Annotated in this window: 14 protein-coding genes and 1 rRNA gene; 5 read left to right on the top strand and 10 right to left on the bottom strand. The window is 25.0% G+C overall.

Going from position 1 to position 15,169, the window contains the following annotated elements; translation table 11 throughout:
* Window positions 1-221: ribosomal RNA gene (locus B5D11_RS11315) — 16S ribosomal RNA — on the bottom strand; the annotation flags it as partial.
* 174 nt (window positions 222-395) lie between these two features.
* Window positions 396-3,683, bottom strand: a complete 3,288-nt coding sequence (locus B5D11_RS11320; protein ID WP_078683137.1) for an SNF2 helicase associated domain-containing protein — start codon at window positions 3,681-3,683, stop codon at window positions 396-398.
* Window positions 3,684-4,021: 338 nt separating this feature from the next.
* On the opposite strand from B5D11_RS11320, the gene B5D11_RS11325 reads away from it, so the two are divergent.
* Window positions 4,022-6,949, top strand: a complete 2,928-nt coding sequence (locus B5D11_RS11325; RefSeq protein ID WP_078683138.1) for an insulinase family protein — start codon at window positions 4,022-4,024, stop codon at window positions 6,947-6,949.
* An 89-nt stretch (window positions 6,950-7,038) separates the two neighbouring features.
* Here B5D11_RS11325 and B5D11_RS11330 read toward each other — a convergent pair whose 3' ends face one another.
* The 5 genes from B5D11_RS11330 to B5D11_RS11350 all read right to left on the bottom strand — a co-directional run bounded on the left by B5D11_RS11330 (window position 7,039) and on the right by B5D11_RS11350 (window position 11,605).
* Entirely contained in the window at window positions 7,039-7,623 is a 585-nt protein-coding gene (locus tag B5D11_RS11330) for a uracil-DNA glycosylase (protein WP_078683139.1), read from the bottom strand.
* Between the two features lie 181 nt (window positions 7,624-7,804).
* Window positions 7,805-9,469 carry a putative ABC transporter permease subunit gene (locus tag B5D11_RS11335; protein ID WP_078683140.1) on the bottom strand — a complete coding sequence of 555 codons (1,665 nt, stop codon included), beginning with the start codon at window positions 9,467-9,469 and terminating at the stop codon, window positions 7,805-7,807.
* A complete protein-coding gene (locus B5D11_RS11340) occupies window positions 9,462-10,187 on the bottom strand; it encodes an ABC transporter ATP-binding protein (RefSeq protein WP_078683141.1) in 726 nt (241 codons plus the stop codon). Before B5D11_RS11340 ends, B5D11_RS11335 begins: the two co-directional genes overlap by 8 nt.
* Window positions 10,188-10,370: 183 nt before the next feature.
* Window positions 10,371-10,829 carry a spore maturation protein gene (locus B5D11_RS11345; RefSeq protein WP_078683171.1) on the bottom strand — a complete coding sequence of 153 codons (459 nt, stop codon included), beginning with the start codon at window positions 10,827-10,829 and terminating at the stop codon, window positions 10,371-10,373.
* A 200-nt stretch (window positions 10,830-11,029) separates the two neighbouring features.
* Window positions 11,030-11,605 carry a nucleoside recognition domain-containing protein gene (locus B5D11_RS11350; RefSeq protein ID WP_078683142.1) on the bottom strand — a complete coding sequence of 192 codons (576 nt, stop codon included), beginning with the start codon at window positions 11,603-11,605 and terminating at the stop codon, window positions 11,030-11,032.
* A 186-nt stretch (window positions 11,606-11,791) separates the two neighbouring features.
* Here B5D11_RS11350 and B5D11_RS11355 point away from each other — a divergent pair, with 186 nt between their 5' ends.
* The gene (locus tag B5D11_RS11355; protein ID WP_078683143.1) at window positions 11,792-12,034 is read left to right on the top strand and encodes a metal-binding protein; all 243 of its coding nucleotides are present in this window, start codon (window positions 11,792-11,794) and stop codon (window positions 12,032-12,034) included.
* A 12-nt stretch (window positions 12,035-12,046) separates the two neighbouring features.
* Window positions 12,047-12,232 (top strand): hypothetical protein, encoded by a 186-nt coding sequence (locus B5D11_RS11360; RefSeq protein WP_078683144.1) that lies wholly within the window; start codon window positions 12,047-12,049, stop codon window positions 12,230-12,232.
* Window positions 12,233-12,343: 111 nt separating this feature from the next.
* Here the strand turns inward: B5D11_RS11360 and B5D11_RS13005 are convergent, their stop codons facing one another.
* The 3 genes from B5D11_RS13005 to B5D11_RS11370 form a co-directional block, all read right to left on the bottom strand.
* Entirely contained in the window at window positions 12,344-12,478 is a 135-nt protein-coding gene (locus tag B5D11_RS13005; protein ID WP_278320361.1) for a hypothetical protein, read from the bottom strand.
* 56 nt (window positions 12,479-12,534) lie between these two features.
* Window positions 12,535-13,080, bottom strand: coding sequence for an NADH peroxidase (locus tag B5D11_RS11365; protein ID WP_078683145.1), 546 nt, complete (start codon window positions 13,078-13,080; stop codon window positions 12,535-12,537).
* 268 nt (window positions 13,081-13,348) lie between these two features.
* Window positions 13,349-13,576, bottom strand: coding sequence for a glutaredoxin family protein (locus tag B5D11_RS11370; RefSeq protein WP_078683146.1), 228 nt, complete (start codon window positions 13,574-13,576; stop codon window positions 13,349-13,351).
* Between the two features lie 328 nt (window positions 13,577-13,904).
* Between B5D11_RS11370 and rluF the strand changes: the two genes are divergently transcribed.
* Together rluF and B5D11_RS11380 are read left to right on the top strand one after the other, a co-directional pair.
* Window positions 13,905-14,714: a 23S rRNA pseudouridine(2604) synthase RluF gene (gene rluF, locus B5D11_RS11375; protein WP_078683147.1), complete on the top strand. Its 810-nt coding sequence runs from the start codon at window positions 13,905-13,907 to the stop codon at window positions 14,712-14,714.
* Window positions 14,715-14,872: 158 nt separating this feature from the next.
* A complete protein-coding gene (locus B5D11_RS11380) occupies window positions 14,873-15,070 on the top strand; it encodes a hypothetical protein (RefSeq protein WP_078683148.1) in 198 nt (65 codons plus the stop codon).
* Window positions 15,071-15,169 lie beyond the last annotated feature (99 nt).

Here is a 15,169-nt window from a genome sequence, read left to right on the forward strand (position 1 = left end):
CCCATCTCATAGCGGATTGCTCCTTTCATTAAATCTTCATGCGAAGATTTAATAATATGCGGTATTAATCTCCCTTTCGGGAGGCTATCCCCCACTATGAGGCAGGTTATCCACGTGTTACTCACCCGTCCGCCGCTAGAAACAAAAGTTTCTCGCTCGACTTGCATGTGTTAGGCACGCCGCCAGCGTTCGTCCTGAGCCAGGATCAAACTCTCAATTTAAAAGTCTGATTTTAAGCTCATGCTTTATTTATCAAAAGAATTGCTGGTTATTACCTTATTCTCTGTTTAATTTTCAAAGACCAATCATTTCGCTGTCATCTGACAGCTTTTATAGTTTATCATCTATTAATTTTTTTGTCAACAATTTTTAATATATTTTTAAAAAATTACTTTTTATATTTTAAAAAGTTCTTCAATTTCCTCTTGTGTCATTTGTGATATTAAATTTTCTTCAACATTTTGCTCATCATTCATAACATTTTTTATTATAGATTTCTTTTTTTCTTGTATATTATATATCTTTTCTTCTATAGTTCCACGAGCTATAATTTTAATTACTTCTACAGTTTTCTTTTGGCCTATTCTATGTGCTCTATCTGTAGCTTGATCTTCAACTGCAGGATTCCACCAAGGATCAAAATGAATAACAACATCTGCTCCTGTTAAATTAAGCCCTGTACCCCCAGCTTTTAGAGAAATTAAAAATACACTTCCCTTTCCTTCATTAAATTGTTTAACCATTTTTCCTCTTTCTTCACTCTTTGTTTGCCCATCTAAATACATATAATCAATTTTATTATTATCTAATCTTTTAGCAATATTTTTTAATACAGTAGTAAATTGAGAAAATAATAAAATTCTATGGCCTTTTATAATGCTTTCTTCAAGAAGATAATCTAATGCTTCCATCTTTCCGCTTTCTCCATTAAAATTTTCTACAAACACAGATGGATCGCAGCAGATTTGTCTAAGCCTAGTTAACGTTGATAATATTTTAATTTTACTTTTATTAAAACCTTTTTCTTTTATTTCTTTAGAAATATCATTTTTAGCGTCTTCAATATAAGCTGCATAAAGCTTTTTTTGTTCTTCTGACATCTCTACTACAAGTTTTTGTTCAATCTTTGGCGGCAGCTCTTTTATAACGTCTTTTTTAAGCCTTCTTAAAATAAAAGGCTTTATATGTTTATTAAGTTCTTCTAATGCTTTCATATCTTTGTTTTTAACTATAGGTATTTCATATTTTTGAGAAAATTTTCTATTAGATAGTAAATAACCTGGCATTAAAAAATCAAAAATAGACCACAATTCAATAAGTGAATTCTCTATTGGAGTACCTGTTAATGCAAAATATCCATCTGCTTTTATATCTTTTACTGATTGAGCATTAACAGAAGAAGGATTTTTAATTTGCTGAGCTTCATCTATTATACAATATCTGAATTTTATATTTTTATAACTTTCTATATCTTTTCTTATAAGAGGATAAGAAGTTATAACTATATCAAATTTTTCTATTTCTTTTACTTTTTCTTCTCTTTCTTCTTTGCTCCCGGAAAGAACTAAAACTTTTAAATTCGGTGCAAATTTTTCTATTTCATTTTCCCAATTATATATTAAAGAAGTAGGTGCTACTACTAAAGATGGCTTTTTATTTTCATTATTTTCTTCTATTTCCGATTCTATAAATGCAATTGTTTGAAGTGTTTTCCCAAGCCCCATTTCATCTGCTAATATACCTCCAAATCCACAAGCAGCCAATGTTTTAAGCCATTTAAATCCAAATTTTTGATAGTCCCTCATTATACTTTCTAAATGTTTAGGAGGGGTAAAATCTATATCTTTTACTTCTTTAATAGTATTTACAAGTTCTCTGAATTTTTTATTTTTTTCTATTGAAATCTTACTATTTTTTAATTTTTCATCTATGTAAAAGGCATTATACTTTGAAAGCAAAACCTTTTGCTTTTCTAAATCTGAAGCTTTTATATCAAGATATTCTACCATATTTCCTATATCTTGAATTTCCTCATTTTCAAGAAACACAAAATTGCCTTCTTTAAGTTTATAATATTTTTTCTTTTGTTTTATTGCTTCTAAAATGTTTTTAAGTTCTTTTTTATCTACTCCATCTATATTAAATGTAAATTCTAAAAGATCTTCATCGTTAAGTTTTATACTAGACTTAATATTTGAAGAAGTATAGACTTTCATATTTTTAAAGCTTTCAGAATAATAAATATCTGCATATTCCTGAAGTTTATTTATATCTTCTGTTAAAAACTGAATTATTTTTTCTTCATCTTTAAGAGCATACTTATATCTTTCCTCTTCAAAGCCTATACTTTTTAATAACGCTATTAAATTTAATTCTTCTTTTATATTTCTTATTAAAATTTTATTATCATTATTTTTATAATTTTCATTTAAAGAATTTATTTGTATATCACCATAATTAAATATTACATCACATAATATTGATTCTTCAACTTTATCAAAATATATAGTAGTTTTAAGATCTTCTCTATATAAATCTTTTTTTAACGATTCATCAATATTTATATTTTTACTTATCTCTTTTAAATTAGGTATAACATATGCTGCTACTTTTTCTATATCTTTTTTATTAAAAACCATACTTTTATTTGAAGAATTTATAACTTCATTAAAAAAAGGAATATATGTCTTAGCCTGATTTTCACTAGGCTTGTATATATTATTTTTATAAAAAAAATACTCTGCTTTTCTTGTTATAGGAATTGGAATATCATTGTTTTGCTTAATAATTAATCCATTACTATTTATTTTAATATCAAATTCTAAAGGAATATCTTCTTCTAATATAACTACATTTTCCATATTAATATCATTTATAATAATATGAAATTTTTTACCTTTCATTAAATCTAAAAGCTTTTTTACCTGAGTATCATTCAAAAAAACTTTTTTACCCGAAAACACTCCTTTAAATTTACCTAAAAATCTATTTCTATCAAGTGATGATATAAATTCATCCATTTCATATATTTCAACAAGTAAATCAATAATCTTTTTATCTTCGTATTTAAAATCAAATATTTCAGGATCATAAATAAAATTTTTGCTAAATTCAATAACTTTATGTTTATTTTTTGCTACAGATAAAAATTCTTTTATATTTTTTATAACATATGTTTTGCCTTCACCAACCTTTAATTCAATTGAATTAAAAGTTTCTTCATTAAAGTTATTTATTTCAAATTTTATATCTAAATCCAGTTCCCTTTTATTAATTTTATCTGAATTGTTTATAATATTGTTTTTAAAATATTCAATTATTTCGTCAACATCCTTTGAAATTACTGTACCTTTTCTTTTCATTAATTCTTCTTTTTCTCTATTCCATTTTAATAATACTGCTACACAATGTTTACATATATTATTATTATTTATTGTATAAATACAATTACAATCATATTGTAAATTCCCAGTATCAATTTCTATATCTAAATTTACATCATATACATTAATTCCATAAGCTGATTCAACTGATGATTTTATATGCAAAATATTTCCTTTACTTGATTCATACATATTAAAGTCTATACTTCTTACTTTATTTCTTAAATATAAATCAAGTCCTCTAGAATATATTACATCCCCAATTTGTTTTTTCATAAGTTTTTCATCTATATCAAACATTATTCCACCTCAACTATATTTTGCATATTATAAATATCTAATTTCAAAAATAAACTCCTATTAAAATAATACTCATCTATTTTTAAAATAAATTTTTATTTGCTTAAACTATTTTATTTTACTAAGCTATATTTAGTTCTCATATTAAATACCTATATTAATATATTTTAAACAAAAAATTTAAATAATAAAATAAATATTTATAAAACTTAATATTTATTTGTTAAATATTATTATTTTATTAAAAAGAGTAAATTTTTGTTATATAATAAATATATAATAATTGCACCAAATTTTGGAGAATATAATTATATAAATTTAGAAAGGAGTAACAATATATGAAACTTGAATTAAATAAAACATATAATGGTTTTAAATTACTTGAAGAAAAAAATATTGAAGAATTAAATTCTATAGGAAGAATTTTTGAACATGAAAAAAGCGGGGCAAAATTATTTCATTTAGAAAACGATGATGATAATAAAGTTTTTTCAATAAGTTTTAGAACACCTCCAAAAGACAGTACAGGGCTCACTCATATACTTGAGCATTCAGTACTTTGTGGTTCTAGAAAATTTCCATCAAAAGAGCCATTTGTAGAACTTATAAAGGGATCTTTAAATACATTTTTAAATGCTATGACTTTCCCTGACAAAACAATGTATCCTGTTGCCAGCAGAAATCTTAAAGATTTCCATAATTTAATGGATGTATATCTTGATGCAGTTTTTTATCCTAACATATATAAATACCCTGAAATAATGATGCAAGAGGGTTGGCATTATGAATTAGAAAATAAAGATGATGAACTTACATATAAAGGTGTAGTTTATAATGAAATGAAGGGAGCTTTTTCTTCTCCAGAATCAATACTTATGAGAAAAATTCAAGAATCTTTATTTCCTGATACTCCTTATAGTTTTGAATCTGGCGGAGATCCTGATGTAATACCAGAACTTACTTACGAGCAATTTATTAATTTTCACAAAAAATACTATCATCCATCTAACAGCTATATTTTTCTTTATGGAGATATGGACATATTAGAAGAATTAAAATTTATTAATGAAGAATATCTAAATAATTTTAATAAACTTGAGATAAATTCTGAAATTGCTGAGCAAAAACCTTTTATTGAAGAAAAAAAAGTTATATATAATTATCCTATTTCTTGCAATGAAAAAGAAGAAGATAAAACTTTTTTAAGTTTAAACTTTGTAATAGGTAAAGGAACTGATAAAGAATTATCTTTAGCTTTTGATATTATTGAACATCTATTGCTTGAAACTCCTGCAGCTCCATTAAAAAAAGCTTTAATTAATGCTAATTTAGGCAAAGATGTATTTGGTTCTTATGATAATAGTATACTGCAACCTACTTTCAGCATAGTGGTTAAAAATTCTAATGAAAATAAAATTGAAGATTTTAAAAAAGTTATATTTGATACTCTTACTGATCTTGTAAATAATGGAATAGATAAAAAATTAATTGAATCTTCAATTAATATTAAAGAATTTCAATTAAGAGAGGCCGAGTATAACGGATATCCTAAAGGACTAATGTACGGAATAAGGTGTATGGACAGTTGGTTGTATGGTGAAAGTCCTTTTGTACATTTAGAATATCAAGAAGCTTTAAATTCTATAAAAAAAGCTCTAACAACAGATTATTTTGAAAAACTTATAAGTAAATATCTTATTAATAATCTTCATCGTTCTTTAGTTGTAATTAAACCTAAAAAAGGTCTTGCTGAAGAAAAAAATGAAGAACTTAGAAAAAAGCTTGCAAATTATAAAGCTAGTCTAACAGAAAACGAAATTTCTAAAATTATTGAAAATACACATAAATTAAAAGAAAGGCAAGAAACTCCTGACCCACAGGAAATATTAGAAACTATTCCTTTACTATCATTAAAAGATATTGAAGTTAAAACTGAAAAACTTCCTCTTTTAGAAAAAGATTTATTAGGAATAAAAACTCTCTTTCATCCATTATTTACAAGTGGAATAGGCTATGTAAATTTATATTTTGATTCAAGTACTGTCCCACAAAATTTACTGCCTTATATTAGTTTATTATCTTCTATACTTGGCAAAATAGGAACTGAAAAATACAGCTATGAAGAACTTTCAAATATAATAAATATAAATACTGGAGGCATAAGATTTTCCGGAGAGGCTTTTTCTGAATGTGGCAGTAACACTATTTTTTATCCTAAGTTTTCAGTAAGAGCTAAAGCTTTAATAACAAAGCTTCCTAACCTTATGGAAATATTAGGTGAAATATTAACTCATAGTAAATTCGATGATGAAAAACGTTTAAAAGAAATAATTCAAGAAATGAAATCAAGATTAGAAATGAGAATGTTACAAAGAGGTCATACTGTAGCTGCTAAAAGAGTTTGTTCTTATTTTTCACCTATAGCTAAATACGAAGAAACTCTTATGGGATTATCTTTTTATAAATTTATTGTAGATTTAGAAAGTAATTTTAAAGATAAAGTTAAAGAAATTATAGAAAATTTAAATAAAGTTTCTACATTAATATTTAATAAAAATAATCTTCTTGTAAGTTTTACTGCTGAAGACAAATATTATAAAATTTTTGAAGAAAATTTTCCTGCGTTATTTGAAAATCTAAATGACGAAAATTTATCTTATAATGATTATAAATTTGAATTTGGTGCATTAAATGAAGGTCTTATGACTTCTTCTAAAGTTCAATACGTTGCTAAGGCATATAATTTTAAAGAATTAGGATACTCTTATAACGGACATCTACAAGTTTTAAAAACTATAATAGGCTATGATTATTTATGGAATAAAATTAGAGTTCAAGGAGGAGCTTATGGTGCCTTTGCTAATTTTCAATGGGGAGGTAACACAGTTTTCAGCTCTTATAGAGATCCTAATTTAAAAGAAACTTTAGATGTTTATTCTAAAGCTGGAGATTTTATTAAAAATTTTGATGCAGATAATCGAGAAATGACAAAATATATAATTGGTACTATAAGTGAACTTGATTCACCATTGACGCCTGCAATGAAAGCTATTGTATCAGATGAATATTATATAAGACATGTAAGTTATGAATCTTTGCAAAAAGAAAGAACTGAAATACTAAATACTACTAAAGAAGATATTAAAAATCTTGCTAATTTAATTACCGATGTTATGAATCAAAATTATTTCTGTGTTCTTGGAAGTGAAGAAAAAATTAAAGACAATAAAGATATATTCGGCTCTATAATAAATGTATTTGAATAAATATAAAGGATACAGTATTAAACTGTATCCTTTTCACTTTCCGCTAAAACCACCCAAAGTTTTCTTTAAGTTTTAAATTCCATGTATATTTATTCTTGATATTTATTCTGATTACTATTTAAAACTTCATCATATTTTTTTCTTACACTCTTTAAATCATGCCAAAATAACTTTTTTTTACTTTCATCTCTAAATAATGCTGCTGGATGAAATGTTGCAATCATATAGCATCCTTTTCTTTCAATCCATTTACCTCTATCTCTTGTTATTTTCCAATCTTTGCTTATTACAAATTTCATAGCTACAGAACCTAAACAAACTATAATTTTAGGTCTTATTAAAGCTGCCTGATTTCTTAAATAAGGAAGACAGGTTAAAGCTTCTTCATCATAAGGAGTTCGATTATTTTCAGGTCTGCACTTACATACATTACATATATAATAGTCTCTTTCTCTTAATAAATCTAACGCTGTTAATCCTTTTGTTAGAAGCTGCCCTGCTTTTCCTACAAATGGTTTACCAAGTCTATCTTCATCTGCTCCAGGTGCTTCTCCAATAAACATAATAGGTGCTCTTAAATTTCCTTCTCCAAAAACAACATTTTTTCTGTTATTTTTCAGTTCACATTTTTCACATGTATTACACTGCTCATAGAGTTCTTTCCATTTAAGCACAATAACCACTCCAAAATTTACTAATATGAGTTTTTAATTTTCATTCTTTCTCTTGTAATTATATTCTCTATTGGTCAGCTTATTGCTAACTTTATTATACATTATTACCCTATGTTTTTTCACAACATTATTATATCACAATATCCTAAGAATAAAAAAATCAGCTTAAAAGCTGATTTTTTTATTCTATTTTACTAAATAATTTTACTCCAACAGAAGTTAATAAAAAATATAAAATTAAATCAAAAGCACCATAAATAACAGCCAATACTCCAAAAGCAGTCCATAGATTTAATTTAAGCCAAACAACAGCCCCAATAGTTAATGCTAAAATTATAAATCCTAAAATCATTGATATTAAAGCATTCATATTATTTTTAACTGCCCTTTGTTCATTATCCCATAATAGTTTAGGGAACATTAAATCTATAAATATACCTACAAAATTTGTGAAAAATGTAATTATTATTGATAATATAGTAATCTGTATAATTAAATAAAAGGGTGGCTTTAATATTATAGAGGATGTCAATATTAAAAGTGCTAACCCTATAAAGTTTAATATTACACCTGATAATACTTTAGAAATAATTTGTTTTTTATAACTTATCGGAAGATATTTACATGTAAAAATGTATTTTCCTTCTCTAGATATAGCTGTAGATGCTGTTGGATTAGATGTAGATATAAACATAATTACTCCAAAACATATTGCAATTACAATTCCTGATAAAGTAGAGCTATTTAATAAATTTCTAACCTTGCTTAATTCTTTCATCATATCCGGTTGAGATAAAAATGGTAAAAATAAAATTATAGGAAATAAAAAATTTATTACTACACAATTCATAAAGTAAGCTGGTGTCCTAAATAAAATTTTTAATTCTTTAATTAAATAGGCTCTTAAAATAGAATTTTCTTTAATATTTTTCTTTATTTCATATTTGCTTAATTTTCTCTGCTTTGATGAAGTTTCTGAAATACCAATAACACCTTTAAAATAAATTTTTTCCCCAATAAAGAGTAATATTAATATAAAAACTGCATTTATTAATAAAAAAATAAATATGTTAAATAAGCCTTTTATTTCTCCACTATAAAGCATAGAATTTACTGCAAATTTTGTATTTGGAAATATAGTTTTTGAAGTTCCAACTAATGAGTTTTTTCCCTGCATCATAATATTTATCATATCTTCAGTATTTTGGGTACTTGATCCTAATTTTTGAAAAATCCAATTAAATCCTAATCCAATTGCAAGACCTAAAATACCAGAAACAGTTTTAAAAAGATCTTTATTTTTGGTAAGTGGAATAAATTTCATAATTACAATGCTTATAATAGATGAAATTACTAAAGGTACAATAGGTAAAGTAAAAAAAACTATCGCTAAATATAAATAATAAATAGCACCTATATTGCTCATAACTCCGTAAATAATCATTATAGGAAGCAAGAATATAATTTCAGTTATATATTCATATATTAATACTACTGTAAACTTTGATCCTAATATTATAGATGGCTTTAATGGTAGTGGTAATAAATTTTCTATATCTGATGAAAAATAAAAAGTATTTAAAACATAAAAAAATCCAAATATAAATATTATAAAATTAGATACTGAAATTACTAATTCAATCAATAATCCTTCTTGATTTATTTTAATAAGTTCTTCATAGGAAGCTTTTGCCATAGCTGCAAAACCAAAAATCATAGGTATAAAAGCTATAGCTATAAGTACAATAAAAGCTATAGTTTTAGGGAGCTTTTTCTTATCCTTTTGTACTAAACTTTCTCCACTGCTTTTTAATAAAACTTTAGTTAAAATTAAAAATTTACTCATTTTCAGTCAACTCCAAAAACATCTTTTCTAATGATTCATTAGACTTAAAATGCTCCCTCATTTCGTCTAAAGTCCCACAAAATAATATATTGCCTTTATTTATAATAGCTACTTTATCACATATTTTTTCAGCTACTTCTAATACATGAGTTGAAAAAAATACAGTTTTACCATTTGAAACATGCTCTCTCATCATTTCTTTTAATGTATAAGAAGATTTAGGATCAAGCCCTGTTAAAGGTTCGTCTAAAATCCAAACTGAAGGTTCATGTATTAAAGCTCCAATAAGTACTATTTTTTGTCTCATACCATGAGAATAGCTTTGTATTTTATCATTTAAAGAATCTATCATTTCAAATCTTTTAGAAAGTTTTTCAATTCTTTCTTCCCTAATTTCTTTTGGTACTTCATAAATATCTGCCATAAAATTTAAATATTCAAGTCCTTTAAGTCTTAAAAACATATCTGGATTATCAGGAACATATCCAAACTGTTTTTTAGCTTCAATTGGATTGTCTTTTATACTTATACCGTTTATTTTTATTTCTCCACTATCACTATTTAAAATTCCAGTAATCATTTTAATAGTAGTACTCTTTCCCGCACCATTAGGTCCTAAAAATCCGAAAATAACTCCTTCTGGTATTGTTAAGTTTAAATCGTTCACCGCCTTTGTAGTACCATTATAACTTTTGTTTACATTATTAATTTCAATCATATAAATTTCCCCCAAATAAAAAATATTATTACTATATGTAATTATGTGATAATTATATATATAAAAATACCAATTTTCAAGTTATGGTAATCTGTATTATATAGTATTAATTACCGTTTATTGTTGCAAAATGTGTATTTTTTAGATAAATCTATAATTATCTTAATTTATCTTAATCTTTAATTAAAATATAAGTCTGGTCAATGTAACTGCGGCAATTATTGCAGTTATATCTGCTAAAATTGCTGCCCATAAAGTATGTCTTATTTTTTTGATTTTAACTGCTCCAAAATATACAGTTAGTGTATAAAAAATTGTCTCTGTAGTACCCATTATTATTGAAGAAAGCATACCTATAAAGCTATCAGGTCCATATTTTATTAATATATCAGAAAGAACTCCTAAAGCTCCACTTCCTGAAAGAGGCTTTATAAATATTAAAGGAAGAATCTCTGGAGGAAGTCCTATAATGCTTACCAATGGTTTTACTAAAAAAATAAAATAATCTAATGCCTTAGATTCTCTAAAAACAGCAATAGCAACTAACATAGCTAAAAGATATGGAAATATTCTAATACATATTAATATTCCATCTTTTGCTCCTTCTACAAAACATTCATAAACTTTAACCCCTTTAATCATTCCATAAACTATAATAATTAATATAATTATAGCTATTATAGACTTTATAGCATAATCAAAAGAAAAAATTTTTTCAAAAGGTAGTTTCGTAAAAAGTAGTATTGATGACTTTAAAAAAAATTGTCCTAAATAATTAATAAATATCATATTATAATTTCTCCTTGTTTATTTTTAATGCTTTGTTTATATACTACTTATTTTTAAAAATATCTTTGAAGTATTTTACAATATATTACGCCCATAACTGCGGCTATTATTGAAGCTATTAATGCTGGAATAATAACTCCACCTGGATTTTGAGAACCACTTGCAGCTCTTACAGATATAACAGTTGTTGGTACAAGCTGAATACAAGCTGCATTTAATACTAAAAACAAAGACATATCATCACTAGCAACACCTTTATTATGATTTAATCTATCCATTTCTTCCATAGCTTTTATTCCAAAAGGAGTAGCGGCATTAGAAAGCCCCATCATATTTGCAGTCAAATTCATTATAATTGCACCCATAGCTTTTTCATCTTTGGCAGCATCTTTAAAAATTAATTTTAATATAGGTTTTAAAAACTTAGCTAAATTTTCAGTTAATCCACTTTTTTCTGCAATTTTCATTACACCGCACCAAATACATAAAATTCCTGATAATTTAATAATAAAATCTACTGTAGATGAAGCTGTGGATATAATTGAATTAGATATAATATCTCCTCTGCCTGTAATTAATCCAATAATTATTCCAATTGCTAAAATAAAAAACCAAATAATATTAATCACATTTCATAGCTCCCTTCAAAGACTAATATAATCTTAAATGTTTTATAAATTATAGTTTATTTTTTTAATACTGTTATTTATTTTATTCTCTATTATTTATATGATAGTATTTCATTACTATTGCATTTAATTTTATATAGTGCTACCATTTATATATAAATTTAAGAATTAAATAGGAGGCAAAATATGACCTTAAGAGATATAATGAAATATATCGAAAGCGAATATAAAGTTATAAACCATACTCCTTGTGAAATATGTGGCGGTGATTATTTAACTGAAGATATACAAATTGCACTTATTGATGATATTCCTTATGATTTATGTGCATGTGTTTGTTCACATTGTGGACATGAAAAAATATTTGAATTTTCAGCGCCTTTTATAAATGAAAATGGAATGAAAAAAATAAGAAATAATTTAAACTAAAGGAGAGTGCAAATGAAAGAAGATAGTTTAAAGATAGTTCAAAAAGATATTGATGAGGCTTTAGAAATGGTTGAATCTATGGAAAAAAATTTAAGTCAGCAAAGTTTTTCTAAGGAAACGGTAAAAGAAAAATTTGTTTTTTTATCTCAAAAACTTCAAGAACTTGAATCCATATTAAAATCTGAAGGTATACTTTAGTGGAGATACTTTTAAAAAATAGAAAATAAATTCTAGATTTTACTCAACGTTTATTGTTCATATTTTATTTATTTACGCTAAAAATCTCCATATTCATTTTTGATTTATAATTTATAATTTAATAAAATAAATCCAGTAGTAAATAGCAAAGCCTTCTACTGGATTTATTTTTAATATTTTAATAGTTAACTCAACATGACATCTATCATAAAAAGTCTTGTCTTCATCGGAGTGAAACTTTTCCACTCCGATTTAAAATATTTTATTCAAAGTATCTAAAACACTATATTTTTAATGATTTTTTATTTTTGGAAATATCTATTAAGAAGTCCCTGGAATGCCTTCCCATGTCTTGCTTCGTCTTTAGCCATTTCATGTACTGTGTCATGAATTGCATCATAGCCTAGTTGTTTTGCAAGTGTAGCTAGTTCTTTTTTACCTGCTGTAGCTCCATTTTCAGCAGCAACTCTCATTTCAAGATTTTTCTTAGTAGAATTTGTTACAACTTCTCCAAGAAGTTCACAGAATTTAGCAGCATGTTCAGCTTCTTCATAAGCTGCTTTTTCATAATATAATCCTACTTCTGGATATCCTTCTCTAAACGCTTGTCTAGCCATTGCTAAATATAGACCAACTTCAAAGCACTCTCCATTAAGATTTTCTTTTAAGCCTGCTATTACTCTTTCGTCAAGTCCTTGAGCTACACCAATTCTGTGTTCATCTGCCCAAACTAATTCTTCAGATTGTTCTTCAAATTTTTCTGCTGGAGCACCACAAACTGGACATTTTTCTGGTGCAGTTTCTCCTTCATAAATAAATCCACATACTTTACAAACAAATTTTTTCATAGTCAATTCCCTCCATATAACATGATATATTTTATTTAATTATTTTTGTTTTGAACAATTATTATTTATTAATAATTATTTTCCTTACATAAAATATAATATCACTTTTTAAATTTTTGTCAATAGAAAAAATAAAAAAAATTGCCTTTTTTACGATTGATTGATTTATAATAATGCCATAATATATAACAATTTTTCCTGATAAATGTACAAAAATAATAAAAAAGCTGCCAAATTGGCAGCTTTTTTATTTTAATGTACTGTATTACTAAAGACCTAGTAGTGAATCTATTTTCTCTTTATCAAATCCAAGTATTGTTTCATCATCAATTTTTATAACGGGTACACTCATAAAACCCATATCCATAAGTTCTCTTCTATATGAAGCGTCTTTTATATTCCTTTCTTCAAAAGCTATTCCTTTTGATTTTAAATATTCTTTTGCTTGTGTACAATATGTGCATGTATCTGAAGTATAGATTGTAACATTTTTCATTATTATCCCTCCAATTTATATTAAACAAAAAAAATTATTATATAATAATATATTAATCATTGGACAAATTATTTGTCAATATATTTTTATATTTGATTAAATGAAAATATTTTATACAATATAAATATCTAACTTCAAAAATTAATATATTTTTTATAAAATAATAATCGTCTTTTTGCTAAAAATAATATATTTTCTTATTATATGTGCAACAAGCAGTTATGTTAGTGATATACTGACTTATATTATTGTTTTAACAAATTATATTTATGTTTAATATTTGATGTATATAATAATAGTAAAATATTTTACAGTAAAGGAGATTGTAATGAAAAAAAATAATAAAATCTACAAAGATAAAAATATTATTTCAAATAAAAATATAATTACACATAAAGAACAAAATTCTGAAATTAGAATAAATAAATTTATAAGTGAAAAAGGAATATGCTCAAGAAGAGAAGCTGATAAACTTATTGACGAAGGAAGAGTTACTATAAATGGTATTAAAGCTGAAACAGGAAGTAAAGTAAAAAAAGGTGATATAGTTAAATTAGACGGAAAGCCTCTAAAAAATAAAGAAAATCTTGTATATATAGCTCTTAATAAACCTGTAGGAATAGTATCTACCACTGAAAAAAAAGTAAAGAACAATATAATTGATTTTGTAAATTATCCAAAAAGAATATTTCCAATAGGCAGATTAGATAAAGATTCTCAAGGGCTTATTCTTTTAACCAATGATGGAGATATAGTAAATAAAATTTTAAGAGCTGGGAATAACCATGATAAAGAATATATAGTAACTGTTGATAAACCTATAACACCTGAATTTATAAAAGGAATGTCTATGGGAGTTAAAATTTTAGGTACTATTACTAAGCCATGTATTGTAAAAAAAGAAAGTAAATATGTATTTAGAATAATTCTTACTCAAGGATTAAACAGGCAAATTAGAAGAATGTGTGAAGTTTTTGGGTATAAAGTATTAAAATTAAACAGAATAAGAATTATGAATATACATCTTAAAGATCTTCCTATAGGTAAATGGAGATATCTTACAGAAGAAGAACTTATAACTTTAAATAAGCTTATACATAACTCTATAAAAACCGAAGAAGCTTCAAGGGTAAAATAATATGAACATTATCCACAACACTGTGGATAATGTGTTTATACTTTTGTGGATTATTTTATTTTAAATATAGCCATTAAATTATTAGAATTTTCTTAACTTTCTTTTAAATATATGTTATTATATATTTAAGGATAATTTAAATTGGGAGGCAAAGCATCATGAGTGATAACGTTATCTGGGTTGATTTTAAAAATAAAAACAAATTTAAAAACAATAATAAAAATAAATTTAAAGAATTTTTTATGAAAATTCTTAATAAATTAAAGAATATTTTTTACTTTTTCTCAAAAACTCATAATTCTAATAATCATAATAATCGTAAATCTACATCCCCTTATCATAAATCTATATTATAACTCTATTATTTTTGTAATTAATTTTTAAATATTAAAATCTATAATTTATAATTTTAAACCAAATAAAATTTTTATAAAAACTATTAAGTTTTATAGTAT

It is taken from the genome of Clostridium sp. USBA 49 (genome assembly GCF_900167505.1).
Classification (GTDB): Bacteria; Bacillota; Clostridia; order Clostridiales; family Clostridiaceae; genus Clostridium_AT; species Clostridium_AT prolinivorans.